Origin of the sequence: Lysinibacillus sp. NPDC056232 (assembly GCF_042267565.1) — a bacterium.
Classification (GTDB): Bacteria; Bacillota; Bacilli; order Bacillales_A; family Planococcaceae; genus Lysinibacillus.
The window spans coordinates 18,684-35,711 of sequence record NZ_JBHJTF010000044.1; the positions used below are offsets into that span (position 1 = coordinate 18,684).

Below are 17,028 nucleotides of genomic sequence, written 5' to 3' on the forward strand. Positions count from 1 at the left end.
ATTATAAAAAATATGTACTCGATACAAAAAATTAAAGCAAAAACGATAGTTTATAACCATTAGGGTAGTCGCTTTTTCTTAAGTAATGGGAATTATTCTTGTTAAACAAGTTGTCAATAACGTAAGATTTTTTTGCTACTCGAATCTTTAACTAACGGAGGTTAGTTGAAGAAGAAGGGTTTTAGGGAATGGTATTGAATAAGTTAATATATGTAAATTGTTACTTGAGGGCGATATGACAATAAAGAAAATTTGTGCCATAACAAAATTATCGAAATCAACCTTGTATCGAGCACTTGATAAAAGAAAAAATAGGGGATACTTATGAAAATAGAGCGCTTATTAAAAATAATATTTATTTTATTGAACAAACAAAAAGTAACAGCTGAGGAAGTTGCCAAACATTTGGCTGTCTCAACCCGAACAGTTTATCGAGATATGGAAACTCTATCACTTGCTGGATTTCCAATCTATGCCGAACAAGGAAATCTCGGGGGATATCGCCTAATCGAAGGTTATTATTTTCCTCATAGTTACTTTACAGAAGAGGATTTACGACTAATCAAGGAAACACTAACGAGTACGATGACTTTACATACTGACAAGGCATTACAGAATATCCTTGCAAAAATAACCTTACTTAATGAATCCAAACCAGAAAATTTAATTGATTTTTCTTTCTTAAATAACAAGGACGGAGTTAAGGTAACCGATATTCGACAAGCGATTAAAGATAAAAAGTGTCTTACTTTTTCTTATGCAAAAAAAGAACAGCTTGAAACTAAAAAAGTAAAACCAATTCAAGTATTCTTCTATCATTTGAGTTGGTACCTGTTCGGTTGGCCAGAAAATGAGACGAAACCAAAATTTTATCGTTTATCCCGAATACATGAACTGAAAGTTGGAAATTCAGTATTTACCGAATCCTTTGAATACTTAGATGGTTATCAGGAATTTTCAAATTGGATGAAATCATTAGAATCAGAAATAGTTAAAATCGATATAGTTTTACGATTCCCTCTAACCAGTTCTCAAGAGGTGTTTGATTCGTTTCCCGAAACAAACATTGATAAAAGTGGAGTTGACCATTTACTAGTTAGAATTTCTTATCCTGATGAAGAGTGGGTTGTAAAGTTAATTCTTAGTTTTGGATCCCAGGTCGAAGTCCTTTCGCCTAGGAGTTTTAAAAATAAAATAATGGCTCATATAGAAAAAATGACTCGAATTTATTTTACCTAACTTGACAATTAGTTGTCAGGTTAGTGATGGTATATTATGTTTAAGAGTTGTTACTAACTCCGCAAATTTTAACGAAAGAAGATGAAATAACTATGGTACTGAAAAGCGACTTAAATCTTTTAAATTGGACAGAAACAGAACCCGTTCATTCCATTGCTCAAGCAACAGCTGAATATTCAATCGAAGGAGAATTTAATGGGATCTTGCATTCAAACTATACGATTTTTTATTCGGAATATAATAAAGAAGATATCCATAAATCAACATCAACTTTTATTGGATACAGCTTTTTTGAAAGTTCAGATAATAAAATAGTTGATAGTATGTTCTTTGAAGAAAAAGGAATCTTTGCTGAAGGTGTCACTTCTGGAGAGTTGAAAAGTAAGATGGCCAATGGAAATTATTTTTTAGAACAAGGAAAAATGATCATTACAATAGAAAAAAAGAATAGTTAAAACTGAACCCGAACAACTTTGAGTATTATTTAAATGTTGTTCGGGTTTCTATTGGATTCTCTGTACAGATGATACACTGACCCCTAGTAGTTCACACTGGTGCGGTAACTAATGGAGGGGTAAGAGTGAAAGTGCTAAAGAAAGAATTGATTTATACATCAAACCGAACAAAGAACAAACTTTCTTGGACTAACAGAGTGCTTTAGTTTAATAAGAATAGGACTTGCGTTTATGATTGAATTTCATGTATGCAAGTCCTTTTGTGATGATTCCTAAATCATCACAAAGCCACCCTACAAGCCTCACATGACAACACATTGAAGCAGTCAATAAATTGTCATGAACCCCCTCAATATAAAAACGGCCAATAGAGTACTAAATTAAGTAACTGAAAAACGGTCCCCAAGTTGTCTTCATTCGTATTGTTTGATTAGTTCCTGTAACTTGCTTTTTATTTGTTCCCGCACTACCTGGGGATGTTTTACGTTGGCCTCCATGCCTAAGCCCAGGAAAAAATGGGCGATCCATGGTGTAAACGAAGTGTTCATTTTTGTACGAATCGTACCAAATCCATCCTCTCGCAGTTTAAGCCACTGGGATAACCATACTTCTGATTGACATCGTCTTACTCCCTCTGGTGTTAAATCTACCTCAAGGTCTAACATATTATCCTCATTTGTTGGCATGATCCACGACTTTATGTGCTCATTCGCCATGTTCAATTTCAAACTTTGGTCTGCGTCTAAAGAAAAATCCTTCACTCTATCTACACGAAACGTTCGATAATCCGCTGCTAAGAAACAATAGGCCTGGCAGTACCATAACCCATTCATCGTATAAATCCCGAGAGGTTGAATTACTCTACTTTTGCTAGTAGAAACTTCATACAGGATAGTGACGACATGTTGCTCCAGTGCAGCTTCAAGTAGTTCCTTTAAGAACGGAACATTTAACTCATGTGGAGGCACCCAAAATATAAGCCGTTGTTGCATACTTTCAATCTTTTTCTTTAGTTCACTCGACAAATAGTGGAAAAATTTATCTAATGCTGTATTCACTTCGTTTTTGAAGGGGAGTGCTTTGTAATTACGTAACGATTGGCAAGCAAAAAACAATGCGATTGCCTCATGTTCTGTAAAGCTGATTGGCGGTAACACTTTTTCACGCAAAACACGATAACCACCGTTGGGTCCAGTTTCGGAATAAAGCGGTACACCCAGCTCACTCAGCTCCATTAAATCGCGAATCATCGTTCGGCGTGAAACACCGCATTCTTCCGCCATCTCCTGAATGGTAAATTTCTTACGTTCATTGACCTTCATTATGAGCTGAATAAGTCTTTGCGCTTTGTGCATAAAATAGTCCTCCTCTATTAAAAAAATTATTAATAGTGCCAATAGTTGTCACTATTATCCCGTATATTAAAACTAGAAGTCAATGTTTATGAAACTACGAGAATCGAGACTAGAAATACGTTGACTTCACCAATAAGAGGATGAAAGGTGACTAAAAAATGGAACCAGAAAATCAAAAATATGTAATGGAAATTGTTTTATTTGAGCTGAAGGAGGGGACTAGCAAGCAGCGTTTTTGTCAGGCAGCTGCCGCACTTACCAAGGTCTTAAAATTTGAAATATTAGGATTTGAGGGGCGCACATTGCTACATACACCAGACGAAAGCCAATGGACGGACATCATATATTGGTGTGATATGGAAAAGGCATTGGCAGCGATAGAGCAACTCAAGTCTATACCAGAGTTTCAAAATTTTGTGTCGATGATTGATTCACGGGAGATTACGCTAAGACATCTGATCCCGACTAATTTGAACTTGTAGAAGTTTGTGAAAGTCAGTTAAGCGCCATCGCTCAATCAGGATGGAGCTGATACCTAACAGAAGGGAGATGGAACATGGCTGATACATTTGCAGGTAAATACACACCGGATTTCTTCAACAAATTTACGCATATTGTAAAACTTGAATATCCTGCTTTTGATTCAAATAAGTTTATGAGTTTAATCTACGACGATCATTGGGAAAAGGAACAATTCAAACAGCGTATCAGACATATAAGCGCTTCTTTACGAATGACCTTACCTACGTCCTATAGTGATGCATTATCTATTTTGACTCGAATTGCACCTAAATGTATTGGAGTGGAATACTTATTCTTTCCAGATTTTGTGGAAGTGAATGGACTAGATGATTGGCATGATTCCATTCATGCATTAGAGATATTTACACAATTCTCCAGTTCAGAGTTTGCTGTTCGGTCTTTCATATTAAAAGATCCCGAAAGGATGATGGATCAAATGTTGAAGTGGGCGAGCCATCCCAATCATCATATCAGACGGTTAGCCAGCGAGGGGTGTCGGCCAAGATTACCTTGGGCGCCTGTGTTGGAAGCATTCAAATTGAATCCATCACCCATTTTACCGATTTTAAACCAGCTTAAACAGGATACTTCTGTGTATGTACAGAAAAGTGTGGCTAACAATTTGAACGATATTTCCAAAGATCATCCGGATTTAGTGAAAGATCTCGCTCATGGCTGGTATGGAGCGAATTCCATTACAGATTGGATTATTAAACATGGATGTCGTGGTTTACTAAGAAAGGGAGATTCAGAAGTACTTTTCTTGCTTGGTTTTGAAATCTCTCCAGATGTGTCAGTTATTGAATTATCGCTAGAAGAGGATAGTTTGGAAATTGGGCAAACGCTTATTTTTTCATTTTCCGTTCAGACTAACTCCTCTGAATCGCAGAAGCTCCGTGTGGAATACGCGATTGATTTTGTCAAAGCGAATGGAACGACTTCTAGAAAATTATTTAAAGTGACGGAACGCATATTCGAAAAAGAAGGCCGCCGATATATACGGAGCCACCATTTTAAAGATTTGACAACCCGTAAGCATTATCCAGGTAAACATAAGCTAGCAGTCATAATAAATGGAAAAGAGCTAGCTGCAACACATTTTTATGTCAGTAATACCGCAGAACTCTTATAAAAAAAGTAAGAGTCATACAGAAAATGATAATAGGATATGGAGGTACAATAAATGAATAATGTAACAGTAATCGGCTTGGGATCAATGGGGGCAACATTAGCACGGGTATTGCTAAAAAAAGGCTATCAAGTGACCGTGTGGAATCGATCCATAGAAAAAGCAGAATCTCTACTAGAAGATGGGGCAATCCTAGCTACCAGTGTCGCTAGTGCCATAAGTGCAAGTGAGGTGTCCATTATTTGTTTGTCCGATTATAAAGCTTCCATTAGTATTTTGGATACAAAAGAGGTCAAACAGGCTCTCTCAGGTCGAGTACTTATCGAGTTGAGTACAGGTAGCCCTCAGCAAGCACGTGACAATGAATTATGGGCTCAAGAAAATAATGTAGAATATCTTGATGGAGCAATAGCAGCTTCACCACTTCAAATGGGTAATTCAGAGGCAACAATTTTCACTTCAGGTTCCTTAATAGCCTATAAACAGAGTGAACAAATTTTAAAATGCTTAGCTGGGAATGTTCCTTATCTTGGAGAGCAAGTTAGTGCTGCATCTTCTACAGACTTAGCCTTTCTTTCATACTTGTTTGGTTCATATTTAGGATTTTTCCACGCGGCACGAATCCTTGAATCAGATGGACTACGCATAGATGATTTCGGTTCCATGATTGCCCATGTTTCACAAGTTGTTGGAGAGGTTATTAAGTATGAGAGTGAAGTAATTCAAACAGAAACCTACGATAACCCACAGAGTTCTATAAATATGTGCATGACTACAGTTGAACTTTTCATGGTACAAGCTCAAGAAGCTAAAATTAACAATGAATTTCCGATGTTTGCCCAAGGCCTTTTCAAGAGGGCTTTGGATGCAGGCTACGGAAATGAAGAGCTTGCTGCTTTGATTAAAGTAATGAGATAGAGTATTTAGGTGGGTAACTGGGTTTAAAGTAAAAGTAGTACATGCCTGAATGGGGAAGGAAGCTATCGAACACTTGCGAATAGTGGTTTAGGTATGACGCCCCTAGTGCTGATGAAAGTATTTTTGATGGTATTGCAAATGGAGTCTTGAATTGTATCCCAGAAGTAGAAAATTATTGGGAAAAGATTAAAATCAAGGGTTTGAAATAGTGGATGTTCATCAAATTTAAACTCGTTCTTATTCAACCTTTAACTATGATGAGAAATAAGAAAAGATGGTGTAAAATTTCACACCATCTCTTTTTTATAACTTTGTTTGTTTTTAAACGACTTTTATAAAATGCTACCTAAGCGTTTAATTCCTTCTCGGATGACTTCTGGTGTTGCATTTGTATAATTTAGGCGCATTGTATTTACACCCGTTTTAGATGTGTAGAATGGATCGCCAGGTACAAAGGCAACTTTTTGCTCCATCGCTTTTTGGAAGACATCTAATGACGAAGCTCCATTGTTCATTGTAGCCCAAATGAACATTCCACCTTCAGGTCGTGTGTAGTCCACATGTGCTGGGAAAAACTCCTCCATTGCATTTAGCATAGCATCTGCTTGATTTTTATATAACGCTATAATTTTCTGAACGTGCTCCATATAGTCATTGTTTGCAAGATAATCATAAATGACATATTGAGAGAAAATATTTGTGTGTAAGTCAGTTGCTTGCTTTGCAGTTTCGATATGATGCATTAATTCTTTATTTTTTGTAATGATAAAGCCAAGGCGCATCCCTGGTGTAACCGTTTTAGAGAAAGAACCTAGTAAAATACTATTTTCTAATTTACCAGCACCAATGTATGGTAGTGGCTCACCTTGGAAGCGTAATTCTCCATACGGATCATCCTCAATTAACGCTACATCATTATATTTTGACATGATTTCGCAAATTTGCTGACGTTTTTCTTTAGAATACGTAAGACCTGTTGGGTTTTGGAAATTTGGAACTGTATACACGAATTTTACATTTGGTTGTTGTAGTGCATACTCTAATTCTTCTAAGTTTAATCCATCATTTTCGAGTGTTACACCATAAAAGGTTGGCTCACTTAATGTGAAGGCTTGAATAGCACCTAAGTAACCAGGCTCTTCCATTACGATGCCATCGCCTTTGTTAATAAGTACTTTTCCGATTAATTCAAGAGCCTGCTGTGAACCAGTTGTAATCAATACATCGTCAGCATGGACATCTAGTCCGTATACTCGTTGGTATTTTGCAGCAATGTACTCACGTAAAGGTGCATAACCTTGTGTACCTGAGTATTGGAATAGACGACTACCGTTTTCCGAAATAGCTTTGTTCGCAGATGCCTTTAACGCTTCAACTGGGAAAGAGATTGGGTTTGGAAGCCCCCCTGCAAAAGAGATGACATCCTCTGATTCAGTTACTTTCAAAATATTTCGGATGAATGAGGATGGTGTATTTAGTATCTTTTCTGAAAATTGCATGATTTTTCATTCCTTTTATCTGATTTTTTAAAAATTATATCATTGCCATCATATGCATACAATATTATCATTGTATGCAAGACAATTAAACATTGTATGCAAAAAATGAGAGAGAAGGAGCTTAGCTTAGAATATGCCAGTTAATTCGTTCGAAGAATATCCAATGAGTTGGAAGCCGGACATAAGTAAAAGTCCGGCTCCATTATATATAGCAATAGCTGAACAGCTGGAACAAGATATAAAGGATGGAAAATTATCGCCAGGCACGAAGCTACCTCCTCAGCGGGAGCTAGCTGATTTTTTAGATGTTAATTTAAGCACGATCACAAGAGCTTTTAAACTCTGTGGCCAAAAGGGGCTTATTTATGCTTCTATCGGTAATGGAACATTCGTTTCATCTGATGCAGCGACAAATAAAATGTTATTACCAACAAATAAATCTTCTCAAATGATCGAAATGGGCCCTGTATTGCCGGAAAATCACGCTAATGAAGATATTACACGTTATATAAAAAAAATGATGAATGACCCAAATTTTAGTAAATTATTTCAGTACGGACGACCTGAAGGAACTGCATGGCAAACGGAAGCCGCCATGAAGCTTTTGGAAAAGGTCAACTTTCAAACGGATCAACCTGTATTGCTTGGAGCGGGGGGACAAAATGCCATTGTTGGAACGATAGCTGCTTTGTTTCAACCAGGAGATCGAATCGGTACAGATCCCATTACCTATGCAGGTATAAAAACAGCAGCAAATATGCTTGGTATCCAACTAGTAGCAATCCAACAAAGAAACGGAGAAATGACAAGGGAGGGGCTATTATACGCTTGTAAAAATGAGCATATAAAAGGTCTTTATGTTATTCCTGATTTTCATAATCCAACAACCCATACAATGTCGATGGAAACAAGAAAAATGATAGCGGAAGTTGCGAGGCAGAAAGACTTAATCGTTATTGAGGATGCGATCTATAGTTTTCTTAAAGAGAAACCACTTGCACCAATAGCCTCCTATGCACCAGAAAAGGTCATTTATATTGTAAGTGTATCAAAAACCATCTCACCGGGCTTACGATTATCCTATATCGTTACTCCACCAGCACTGCGAAAAAAAATAATGGAAACATTGTATAACATAAATATTTCAGTCTCTCTAATGATGGTAGAGCTTACAGCAAGGATGATTCATGATGGCGTTGCACAAACAATTTTAGAGAAGCACCGGTTGTATGCAAAGCAACAAAACGCCCTTGTTAATCAATATTTGGGGGATTATAACATTTTAGGAGATGAAGAATGCATTTTCAGATGGCTTATACTTCCTGAAAAATTCACCAGTGTTCAGTTTGAATTGCTAGCAGCAAAAGCGGGTGTGCAAGTGTATGCAGCTGAACGTTTTGCCGTAGGAAATGCGAAGCTAGTTAATGCAGTTCGTTTGGCCATCACTGCACCTGAAAATCAGCTTGAACAAGCACTCATTATATTGAAGGATTTACTTGAAAGTGATGGTGATTATACATTTGTTGATTGAATTAGGGAAGGCAAAGTGATGATACCATAACATATAAAATTCAATATATTTCGAAAATGAGAGGTTTTCTTCTACAGAAAATCAAAGTTTACTGTCTTTTTTAATCTTTTCAGTAGTCAAAAAATACAAATTCATCTATTATGCGAAGTTTAAAATAAAGTCGAGACGTTTATAAAAAAGTTTGATTAAAAATCCTGTGTTGATAAGCAGGATTTTTCTTGTTCCACAAACAAGCCTTATTGTGTAACAACTCTATAAAATTTATGACAATCAGATGTTTAGACAAATGATGTTCTGCAAATTCAATCTCTTCCTGACAGTTAATTATTGTTTAATAAGAAGAAATAGGTGTTTATGTTGGTGATAGTTATTATTGCTGAGTATTTTATTTTATTTCAAAGGAACATTTAAACTAAAAATAAAAAACACAGTTAACTATAGTTTACACTCCCCCAACTATTTGGGGAGTGAGTTTATGATAAAAATAGATAAAGTAAAGGAGGTGCTACATATGGAACCAAGATAAATACTCTGTTTACAGAGTATTTTATCGCTTGTTTTTTTATTTAATACTAATAATATCATGTATATTTGAAGTGCAAATATGAACATAGATTATGATGTAGTTATTATAGGTGGAGGGCCAGCTGGACTCTATTCAAGTGTTATTTTACAAAGGGGAATACCAACTCAGTCAACTTCAGAAAATTTAAAAATTGCTTTATTTGATTCAGGTCCTATGGGTGGGTTGGCGAATTTTGCATTCATACAAATTTCTAAAAAATGGGCTTTTTCAGGGACAAATGTAAAAATGAGCTTTGTAGAGGAAGCTAAGAGCATTGGGATAGAGTTGCATGAAAATGTACATATCAACAAAGTTGAAACCATTGAAGATGAAAATCAACCACACTTAGCCCTCTATGCAGATACAAAAAGAATCACTGCTAAGTATGTAATCGTAGCAGTTGGCATTATGAACAATCCATTTGTTTTACGAGATCCTAAAATTTATGGAGTACATTGATTCATACCTAGAAAATAACCATATTCATATACCATCACGAAACAGCTTTGGTTTTAGAAATATTGCAATGGAAGTAGTTCAAATGAATAGGACTAAAAATGTACTTAAAATTGCTCCAGGTAAAATAACCGGAATAAAGCAACGTACTTTAATTGAGGGAATTATAAAATGTAGTAGAAATAAAAAAAGTCGAAGGTATTAGATATGATTATTAATAAGAATTTTTCAAACTTATTATTCGGTAGGCTTTTTGTTAATATGGGCGACAGTCTATATTTTATAACGATTATGTGGTTAGTTTTTGAATTAACCCAAAATACTTTATTTACTGGAATTGCAGGAGCATTATTTATGTTGCCTGAAGTTTTTTCATTTTTTTATGGACCTATTATTGATAGAAGTAATAAAAAGAGACTTTTAATCATTTTCACTTTATTACAGGCTTTATTAATGTTAATTTTATATGTACTGTATTCTTCCGGCGGAGATGTCGCGATATACAGTATTTTATTTATTATTCCATTTCTTGCTTTTCTTTCTGAGTTTACCTACCCAATCGAAAACGCATTAATACCTAGATTTGTGGGGAAGAAGGATTTAACAAAAGCTAATTCCATTATGGCTATCGCTGCCGATGGGGTGGATTTATTTTTTAACGCCGTATCTGGTATTTTAATTGCTGTTACGTCCATAACTTCAATTTTATTAGGTAATGCTGTTCTTTTTTTACTAGCCGCTGTTCTTTTCTTAAGACTCAAGACAAAGGGAAAACACCAAGATGTTAAAAACTCAGAACATGAAAAAAAAGAAGCATACTTTACAGACCTTAAAGAAGGGTTAAGGTTTGTTAAAAAGAAAGAAATATTAGAATTAATTATTCCATTTCTTGTTTTAAATCTATTACTAGCAACATTTACTGTAAATTTACCAGCTGTATCAACAACAATTACGGATTCTGCGATTTCTTATGGGATTTTGCTCACAGTTTCCGGGATAGGAAGTGTAGTTGGTGCAATTATCAGTAATTTTGTTTCTAAAAATCTTAAAATGGGTTCAATAATTATAAGTACCGTCTTGTTTTATGGATTATCATGGCTAATTGGAATTTCCCTGGGCGGATTTTTTATTTATATTTTTTCTTTTTTAGCTAGCATTTTTATAGGAATTATAAATGTGGTTTTCACAGTTATTTTCCAAGAGCTTCCTCCTGAAAATATGTTAGGTAGAGTGAATACAACTATCAAAACATTAATTACTATTTTCATGCCAATAGGTGCCTTACTAGGAGGATGGCTTCCGACTATATTAGGTTTAAAAAATACGATAATAATCAATGCAAGTTTGATTATTATTTTAGCGTTAGTGCTACTTTGTATTAGTTCTATAAGAAATATGGTTATAGATGTAGAAATTTGAAATCTAATGCTAAGTATTATTTTACAAATAGAGATAAAGGTTCTTGAGGCAACTTAATTAAAGTAGTCTCAAGTTTTTTGATTAAATTATAAACAATACCTGCATATTAGAAAACCAACTTTCGACCACCCTATTACTCTCTGTTCTATTTTACAATATGCAGAAATCCTATAATTATCATTAAGCAATACTATAGAGTGTTTTTACTTTGTTGTAAAAACTGAGGCACTGACTTTTTTTTGAATCTAATCCTAGGAACTCAAACATTTCAGCTATCTTAAAAACAACATCTTCCTGATACTTGCCGTCTATTAAATCTAAGATAGCTGTAAAATATTTTATCATTGCCTGTATGTACATGTTATCAACTACATCTAATTTAATATTATTCAATTCAGTTAAATAAAATTTAGCACTACTAACTTTTTTAGAAACTATTTTTATTTCTAAAATGTTAAATAACATTAATGCGACTTCATTCCGGTATCGTTTTAAATTTTTTAAGATAAGGAGTGTATTCATTGCTCGGGAGTATACCAAATCAATTAACTCGTTAGAATAGAAACTTAAAGTATTAGTAAATAATGTGACTTCATAGTATCCCCAACTATTACAATTCATCAAATAGTTTTGAATGACATCTAACTCTTCTCGACATTTATTGGTCCCGTTTAATTCTTCTATAAGAAGTAATACTAAAGCTTGGTAATGTCTAAATTTCTCATTACCAGTTTCCAGGTATTCTTTTTTAACATCAAATGCAATTTGTTTTAAAGCTGCTACGTTTTTTTTATAGTAAGCTTCTATGTATTTGCGAGTGTAAAGTAAATCCTTGTTTCCAGCATTCTTATAAATCACCTCAAATTCTTCTAAGGTTATATTTAGTACATTTAAAATTTTAAAAAACTTTTCTACAGTAGTGTCACTTAATCCCTTCTCAAACTTTGCAATTGCAGGTCTGCTTAATATGTTTTTATAAACTTTATTAGAAGGAATATTTTTATTTATTCGAATATCTCTTATTACTTTACCTACATGCATTTAAATACCTCCATTAAGAATTAAAGTTAACTATTGTTAACATTTTAACATAATTTATTCATTTTTTGAAATGATAATTATATCTTAAAAGGAAGGGGGTGGAAAAAACATGGTTAAATTGTTTGTGTTTTCCTACGAATTTATGGCTAATGACCCATTAACTTTGATTAAACCATTAATCTGGGATTTAATTGGGGGATAGTGAAATTATTTTATTGGATGTTTTATAGATGAGTGGGCATACCTCGGTTAAATCAAGGACGTGTCCGACCATGAGTCAAAAAAAGTACAATAAAGAATTCAAACAAACAGTATTCGAACTTTATCGTTCGGATACACCGGTCGATCAACTAGCTAGCGAATGAGGTGTGTCAGAAGTCACAATTTATAAATGGATTAAACTCCATTCTCCAATTGAAGGAACTGGGGAGTTAACTCAGCTAAAGTAGCTGCTATCCAGAAGGAAAACCTTCACTTAAAACAAGAGGTAGATATCCTAAAAAAGGCTATGACCATATTCGCACAAAAATAGAAGACAAAGAACTGATCGACCACATTACAAAAGAAAGTGAGCATCAACCCGTTCAATTGATGGGTCGCATTTTAAAAATGCCTAAAAGTACGTATTATCAATCATTTCACAAAAAGCCGAACAGTTATCATGTCGCCAATGAAAAGCTACTCGCTCGTATTCGCGTTATTCATAAGGAAAGTGACGGCCGTTATGGTGCACCGAAAATATTTCAAATCCTTAAACAAGAGGGGTATACGGCAGTATTGATCGCGTTCAACGCATTATGAGAAAAGCAGGCATTCGTTCAAACATTACAAAAAAGTACCGTCCGACGCCAACACAGAAACCAGTGGAAGAGCGTGAGAACGTGTTGGGACAAGACTTTACAACCGAAAACATCAATGAAAAATGAGTGGCAGATATTACGTATATCCACACAGTAAATAATGGTTGGTGTTATTTGGCGTCGGTATTAGTTTTGTCATACAAAGAAAATTGTTGGATATAATTTTGGGCGTAAAATGACGGTTGACCTAGTCTTAGAAGCACTTGATAACGCAGTAGCCGCGCAAAATTCAGCGCCATGACTCATTGTACACACGGATTTAGGTTATCAATATACAAGTGAAGCTTTTGGCGAGCGCTTACGGAAATATGAAATGGTCCCATCATTCAGTCGAAAAGGTTGCTCATATGACAATGCGTAACATTTTCAGTAGATTAAACTTATGCACTAACTTAGCAGCTTTTGGTCCATAAAATGCTATGGATCATATCCTTGTTAAGGATCTGTTCTTTAATTTATATGAGTAAACGAGTCGCGAATAAAAAGTAATACATAGCATTTTCAATATAAAAATAGGGTGAAAAATGTACGCTGGAATTGGTTTTGTAAGCTTGAAAAGAATGCTTCTAATTGAAAAGATTTTCATGAAAATGAATAATAGATTTTTAGACGAAGCTTATTCTACAAACAGGCGCTTTAGCGAAAGAAGAAATAATTGTTTTTTGAAAAGAATAGTTCAATTAAATGTATTAAGAGCGTATTTTGAATTGATCTTTTTTCAAAACACGCTCTTTCTTGTTGTTCATTTATCAAGGTTAATAGTATTGATTTTTATTTATTCTAAAGAAACAGTACCGAGGCAAAATAATTTAACAAATCAAATTGTAAAATGTAAACTAAATGTGATAGTGACAAATTGAAATAATAGAGTAATCTAACTAGCGACTATAACTTGATAAATGAGGGGATAGAATATGAATAAGGGAAGAATCATTTTACATATTGACCTTAATTGCTTTTATGCCTCTGTTGAACAAATTTATGATGCCTCATTAAAAGGGAAACCAGTAGCCATCGCAGGTAACCCTAAAGAGCGTAGAGGTATTATTATTACGTGTAGCTACGAAGCAAGAGCAAGCGGCGTTTATACAACTATGAATGTCGGAGAGGCGCGGCGAAAGTGCCCAGAGCTAATTGTACTTCCTCCTAATTTCGAACGGTATAGAGCAGCGTCCAAGTCATTTTTTAATTTGTTAAAAGAGTATAGTGAAATTCTCCAACCAGTTTCAATCGATGAAGGATACTTGCAACTTCCTATAGTAGAAGGCCAAAATGTATTGCAACACGTACAAAATATGCAAGATAGAATCTGGAACGAACTGCAACTCCCTTGTTCAATCGGCATTGCACCGAATAAATTTTTGGCGAAAATGGCAAGTGATATGAAAAAGCCAATGGGTATTACAGTACTCCGAAAGCGTGATGTTCCAACAATATTGTGGCCGATGAATGTAATTGAGATGCATGGGGTTGGCAAAAGTACAGCGGAGAAATTGGGGAATTTAGGTATCAAAACAATTGGAGAACTAGCTGTAGCTGATGAATATATATTAAAGCAAAACTTTGGCATTAATGGTCTACGTATGAAGCAGAAGGCAAATGGCGAAGATGATAGACCTGTCGATCCAGAAGCAATATACGATACGAAAAGTGTAGGGAATTCAACAACACTTTCTCGTGATACGACAGATAGAGATGAATTATATAAAGTAATCGTAACACTTTCTGAAAAGGTAGCGGAAAGATTAAAGGCCAAGAAACTTGCTGGAGTAACTGTTAGTATCATGATTCGTTCAGCTGATTGGGAAACGTGTACACGAAGTAAGTCTATCAATAACGCAATTCATTCAAAAGAGGATATCGTTGAGCATGCCTGGTATCTATTTAATAAGCATTGGTACGAAGAACCTGTACGATTACTGGGTGTTACTGTATCGAATGTCAGTGATATTAAAGAAACGACACAACAGCTAACGTTATTTAACTTTGAAGAGCATGTAAAAGATGAACCTATCATTAAATTGGTTGATCAAATCGAGCAAAAGTTTGGAAAAGGAACAATTTTGCGAGGTTCAGATATTGCCAAACCAGTAGGGAAATATCAAGCAAATACGAGTTTTAGTAAGGACTTTTGGGATGAACATAAGTAAAAAGAAACGAATGGAGAGTTAGCTTATTACGGAATATTATTAAATGGTTTTTATCATTCATCTTTATTCTAAAGCTATAATATAAATCTCAAAGCCATTAATTAATTGATGGCTTTGAGATTGGCGATTCTGAATTGAAAACTCTTTTGCTTCAATTTCATCTTCTGCTATTCTAGTTTGTCTTTAACTTCTTTCAGTAAATAAGAGCGACAGGTATAGAAGTCTTCCATCTCTATAGCTGGTGAGATTAATGCGAATTTATGATACTTTTGGGTGTCCAAACACCTATAGAGGAACTCATTCTAATTCATTTTTTGCTTCATCTACAAATGACCAATAGAGCTGATAAAACTCGTCTGATTTTTGTTTTTCGGCTGGCGTCATTCCGTAAGACCATTGTCCATTTACGGTTCCTAGTACCGTGATCCCCCCAACGACGACATCATATTCATAACCACCTAAAGAATTGTTAATTGGACGCAACATGCCACTTGCCACAAGACTTTTATTTGTTTCCGTTTGTATATTGTCGTGTTTAATCAAATAATCCACAAGCGTCCTCGGGCCTATCTGTGTTGTTTCCTCTGATTCGAATTTTTTTATTGCTTGCATCGCTTGTTTGTGAAGCGTTTTTCGGTCAGGGGATACGGAAGAAATATATTGTGCGTGTAATTTATTTTTCTCGTAATGAAAGCCCTCTATGGCGTTTCGATTTGTATTTCGCACATATTTTTCAGCTAATGCTTTGAGTTGGCTGATTATTACATCCTGCGGGGGAACTTTCATGCCTTTCGTCGGGATGATGTCCCAATTCGGTGTATTTAATGAACGACTTCCTTTGAATGAAACCAGATTGACATCCGACTTCATTCCTACTTCATTTGGCGTATAGTTGCATAGTAGTTCGGAAGTCTGAACACTTTCTTTAGAATATACATATTCTTCTGTTAAATGAGACTGATCACTTTTTATAGAGTTATTTTTATTCATTGAGTATACAGGGTTAGATTGTATTTGCGATAAATTAGTTATTTTCATAACTGTATTACATCCCTTTCAAATTATAAGCATTTGAAGTATTTTTTTACTTTTTGTCTACTTCGCACTGTATGCAGGGTAGACAAAAAGCTAGGGTAATGTCAGTGTTGATCGTAATTAGATATTTAACGTAAAACTTGCAGCATCATTTATTTAATTAGGTCTCATAGTGCCGTTTTTAAAAGTTTTATTTATATTCTATTATCATTTTGCTACCGAATACGGTGAACCCATCCATGCCTGTCTGTTGTTTAAGAATAGTTCCTTCTAACTGAACGAACCACTTAACATTAGCATCCTTATCTTTAAAAAATGTTGTTTTACTAGTAGATGTTGGGCTATCAGTTTTCTGAAACTTTACAGTAGCAGATGATGGACTACCGTCATAGCTAATAAGATAGTTGTCAATTGTTGTAAATTGAGATTGTGTCACTCTTGTATCAGTTGGACAATAGATAGTGATGCTAACAACTTTCGATTTAGCGGGAATTACTTTGGTTAAATCAACGTATTGTCCGATAGATAAAACCTTTCCTGTTGTTTTTGATGTAGCGAAATCTTTAGATAGTATGCTTGTATTAGTTGGATTAGTTGCATATAACGATGTATCTAAAACGTCCTCTATAGGTACTTCAATACTTTTTACCTTATAGTCATCTGTCGTCGGTATGTAAATCTGATGCAAGAGTAGCTGGCATACCAATAGACAATACCATCGCTGCCGTCAATCCTGTGTATATGAGCTTTTTCAAATTTATAACCACCTTTATATTTTTGTTAAGAATACTTTTAACTAGCGCTATGAATATTCATTATACTATAATTTACATTTAAATTACATTTTTATATTT

General features: G+C 34.8%; 17 protein-coding genes. 12 read left to right on the plus strand and 5 right to left on the minus strand.

Going from position 1 to position 17,028, the window contains the following annotated elements; translation table 11 throughout:
• Positions 1 to 217 precede the first annotated feature (217 nt).
• The 3 genes from ACFCYJ_RS23145 (at position 218) to ACFCYJ_RS23155 (ending at position 1,694) form a co-directional block, all read left to right on the plus strand.
• Positions 218 to 328: a helix-turn-helix domain-containing protein gene (locus tag ACFCYJ_RS23145; protein ID WP_376077579.1), complete on the plus strand. Its 111-nt coding sequence runs from the start codon at positions 218 to 220 to the stop codon at positions 326 to 328.
• Positions 325 to 1,239: a helix-turn-helix transcriptional regulator gene (locus tag ACFCYJ_RS23150; protein WP_376077581.1), complete on the plus strand. Its 915-nt coding sequence runs from the start codon at positions 325 to 327 to the stop codon at positions 1,237 to 1,239. Before ACFCYJ_RS23145 ends, ACFCYJ_RS23150 begins: the two co-directional genes overlap by 4 nt.
• A gap of 92 nt (positions 1,240 to 1,331) precedes the next feature.
• Entirely contained in the window at positions 1,332 to 1,694 is a 363-nt protein-coding gene (locus ACFCYJ_RS23155) for a hypothetical protein (RefSeq protein WP_370043158.1), read from the plus strand.
• Between the two features lie 413 nt (positions 1,695 to 2,107).
• Here ACFCYJ_RS23155 and ACFCYJ_RS23160 read toward each other — a convergent pair whose 3' ends face one another.
• Positions 2,108 to 3,049 (minus strand): helix-turn-helix transcriptional regulator, encoded by a 942-nt coding sequence (locus tag ACFCYJ_RS23160; RefSeq protein WP_376077583.1) that lies wholly within the window; start codon positions 3,047 to 3,049, stop codon positions 2,108 to 2,110.
• Positions 3,050 to 3,207: 158 nt separating this feature from the next.
• Between ACFCYJ_RS23160 and ACFCYJ_RS23165 the strand changes: the two genes are divergently transcribed.
• From ACFCYJ_RS23165 to ACFCYJ_RS23175, 3 genes are all read left to right on the plus strand, one after another.
• Positions 3,208 to 3,531, plus strand: coding sequence for a hypothetical protein (locus tag ACFCYJ_RS23165; RefSeq protein WP_376077584.1), 324 nt, complete (start codon positions 3,208 to 3,210; stop codon positions 3,529 to 3,531).
• A gap of 74 nt (positions 3,532 to 3,605) precedes the next feature.
• A complete protein-coding gene (locus ACFCYJ_RS23170; RefSeq protein WP_376077587.1) occupies positions 3,606 to 4,703 on the plus strand; it encodes a DNA alkylation repair protein in 1,098 nt (365 codons plus the stop codon).
• A 51-nt stretch (positions 4,704 to 4,754) separates the two neighbouring features.
• Complete coding sequence (locus ACFCYJ_RS23175; RefSeq protein WP_370043139.1) at positions 4,755 to 5,618, plus strand: NAD(P)-dependent oxidoreductase; 864 nt, start codon at positions 4,755 to 4,757, stop codon at positions 5,616 to 5,618.
• 332 nt (positions 5,619 to 5,950) lie between these two features.
• Here the strand turns inward: ACFCYJ_RS23175 and ACFCYJ_RS23180 are convergent, their stop codons facing one another.
• Positions 5,951 to 7,117, minus strand: coding sequence for an aminotransferase-like domain-containing protein (locus ACFCYJ_RS23180; protein WP_376077589.1), 1,167 nt, complete (start codon positions 7,115 to 7,117; stop codon positions 5,951 to 5,953).
• Positions 7,118 to 7,250: 133 nt separating this feature from the next.
• Between ACFCYJ_RS23180 and ACFCYJ_RS23185 the strand changes: the two genes are divergently transcribed.
• From ACFCYJ_RS23185 to ACFCYJ_RS23195, 3 genes are all read left to right on the plus strand, one after another.
• On the plus strand, positions 7,251 to 8,648 hold the full coding sequence (locus ACFCYJ_RS23185) for an aminotransferase-like domain-containing protein (RefSeq protein ID WP_376077592.1): 1,398 nt from the start codon (positions 7,251 to 7,253) through the stop codon (positions 8,646 to 8,648).
• Positions 8,649 to 9,252: 604 nt separating this feature from the next.
• A complete protein-coding gene (locus ACFCYJ_RS23190) occupies positions 9,253 to 9,672 on the plus strand; it encodes an FAD-dependent oxidoreductase (RefSeq protein WP_376077594.1) in 420 nt (139 codons plus the stop codon).
• Positions 9,673 to 9,876: 204 nt separating this feature from the next.
• The gene (locus ACFCYJ_RS23195; RefSeq protein ID WP_376077597.1) at positions 9,877 to 11,088 is read left to right on the plus strand and encodes an MFS transporter; all 1,212 of its coding nucleotides are present in this window, start codon (positions 9,877 to 9,879) and stop codon (positions 11,086 to 11,088) included.
• Positions 11,089 to 11,268: 180 nt separating this feature from the next.
• Here the strand turns inward: ACFCYJ_RS23195 and ACFCYJ_RS23200 are convergent, their stop codons facing one another.
• Positions 11,269 to 12,129 (minus strand): helix-turn-helix domain-containing protein, encoded by an 861-nt coding sequence (locus tag ACFCYJ_RS23200; RefSeq protein WP_376077600.1) that lies wholly within the window; start codon positions 12,127 to 12,129, stop codon positions 11,269 to 11,271.
• Positions 12,130 to 12,720: 591 nt separating this feature from the next.
• Here ACFCYJ_RS23200 and ACFCYJ_RS23205 point away from each other — a divergent pair.
• The 3 genes from ACFCYJ_RS23205 to ACFCYJ_RS23215 all read left to right on the plus strand — a co-directional run bounded on the left by ACFCYJ_RS23205 (position 12,721) and on the right by ACFCYJ_RS23215 (position 15,139).
• On the plus strand, positions 12,721 to 12,930 hold the full coding sequence (locus ACFCYJ_RS23205; protein ID WP_376077602.1) for an IS3 family transposase: 210 nt from the start codon (positions 12,721 to 12,723) through the stop codon (positions 12,928 to 12,930).
• Complete coding sequence (locus tag ACFCYJ_RS23210; protein WP_376077605.1) at positions 12,927 to 13,055, plus strand: hypothetical protein; 129 nt, start codon at positions 12,927 to 12,929, stop codon at positions 13,053 to 13,055. The genes ACFCYJ_RS23205 and ACFCYJ_RS23210 overlap by 4 nt, the downstream gene beginning before the upstream one ends.
• 848 nt (positions 13,056 to 13,903) lie before the next feature.
• Positions 13,904 to 15,139: a DNA polymerase IV gene (locus ACFCYJ_RS23215; RefSeq protein ID WP_376077607.1), complete on the plus strand. Its 1,236-nt coding sequence runs from the start codon at positions 13,904 to 13,906 to the stop codon at positions 15,137 to 15,139.
• Between the two features lie 297 nt (positions 15,140 to 15,436).
• Here the strand turns inward: ACFCYJ_RS23215 and ACFCYJ_RS23220 are convergent, their stop codons facing one another.
• The gene (locus tag ACFCYJ_RS23220; protein WP_376077609.1) at positions 15,437 to 16,177 is read right to left on the minus strand and encodes a hypothetical protein; all 741 of its coding nucleotides are present in this window, start codon (positions 16,175 to 16,177) and stop codon (positions 15,437 to 15,439) included.
• Between the two features lie 187 nt (positions 16,178 to 16,364).
• On the minus strand, positions 16,365 to 16,862 hold the full coding sequence (locus ACFCYJ_RS23225) for a hypothetical protein (protein ID WP_376077610.1): 498 nt from the start codon (positions 16,860 to 16,862) through the stop codon (positions 16,365 to 16,367).
• Positions 16,863 to 17,028: the final 166 nt, after the last annotated feature.

Excerpts from the sequence above, each read along its gene's own strand:
- ACFCYJ_RS23165 (WP_376077584.1), top strand. The coding sequence starts at position 3,208 with ATGGAACCAGAAAATCAAAAATATGTAATGGAAATTGTTTTATTTGAG.
- ACFCYJ_RS23160 (WP_376077583.1), bottom strand. The coding sequence starts at position 3,049 with ATGCACAAAGCGCAAAGACTTATTCAGCTCATAATGAAGGTCAATGAA.
- ACFCYJ_RS23155 (WP_370043158.1), top strand. The coding sequence starts at position 1,332 with ATGGTACTGAAAAGCGACTTAAATCTTTTAAATTGGACAGAAACAGAA.
- ACFCYJ_RS23175 (WP_370043139.1), top strand. The coding sequence starts at position 4,755 with ATGAATAATGTAACAGTAATCGGCTTGGGATCAATGGGGGCAACATTA.
- ACFCYJ_RS23220 (WP_376077609.1), bottom strand. The coding sequence starts at position 16,177 with ATGAAAATAACTAATTTATCGCAAATACAATCTAACCCTGTATACTCA.
- ACFCYJ_RS23150 (WP_376077581.1), top strand. The coding sequence starts at position 325 with ATGAAAATAGAGCGCTTATTAAAAATAATATTTATTTTATTGAACAAA.
- ACFCYJ_RS23185 (WP_376077592.1), top strand. The coding sequence starts at position 7,251 with ATGCCAGTTAATTCGTTCGAAGAATATCCAATGAGTTGGAAGCCGGAC.
- ACFCYJ_RS23215 (WP_376077607.1), top strand. The coding sequence starts at position 13,904 with ATGAATAAGGGAAGAATCATTTTACATATTGACCTTAATTGCTTTTAT.
- ACFCYJ_RS23210 (WP_376077605.1), top strand. The coding sequence starts at position 12,927 with ATGAGAAAAGCAGGCATTCGTTCAAACATTACAAAAAAGTACCGTCCG.
- ACFCYJ_RS23180 (WP_376077589.1), bottom strand. The coding sequence starts at position 7,117 with ATGCAATTTTCAGAAAAGATACTAAATACACCATCCTCATTCATCCGA.
- ACFCYJ_RS23195 (WP_376077597.1), top strand. The coding sequence starts at position 9,877 with ATGATTATTAATAAGAATTTTTCAAACTTATTATTCGGTAGGCTTTTT.
- ACFCYJ_RS23200 (WP_376077600.1), bottom strand. The coding sequence starts at position 12,129 with ATGCATGTAGGTAAAGTAATAAGAGATATTCGAATAAATAAAAATATT.
- ACFCYJ_RS23205 (WP_376077602.1), top strand. The coding sequence starts at position 12,721 with ATGGGTCGCATTTTAAAAATGCCTAAAAGTACGTATTATCAATCATTT.
- ACFCYJ_RS23170 (WP_376077587.1), top strand. The coding sequence starts at position 3,606 with ATGGCTGATACATTTGCAGGTAAATACACACCGGATTTCTTCAACAAA.
- ACFCYJ_RS23190 (WP_376077594.1), top strand. The coding sequence starts at position 9,253 with ATGAACATAGATTATGATGTAGTTATTATAGGTGGAGGGCCAGCTGGA.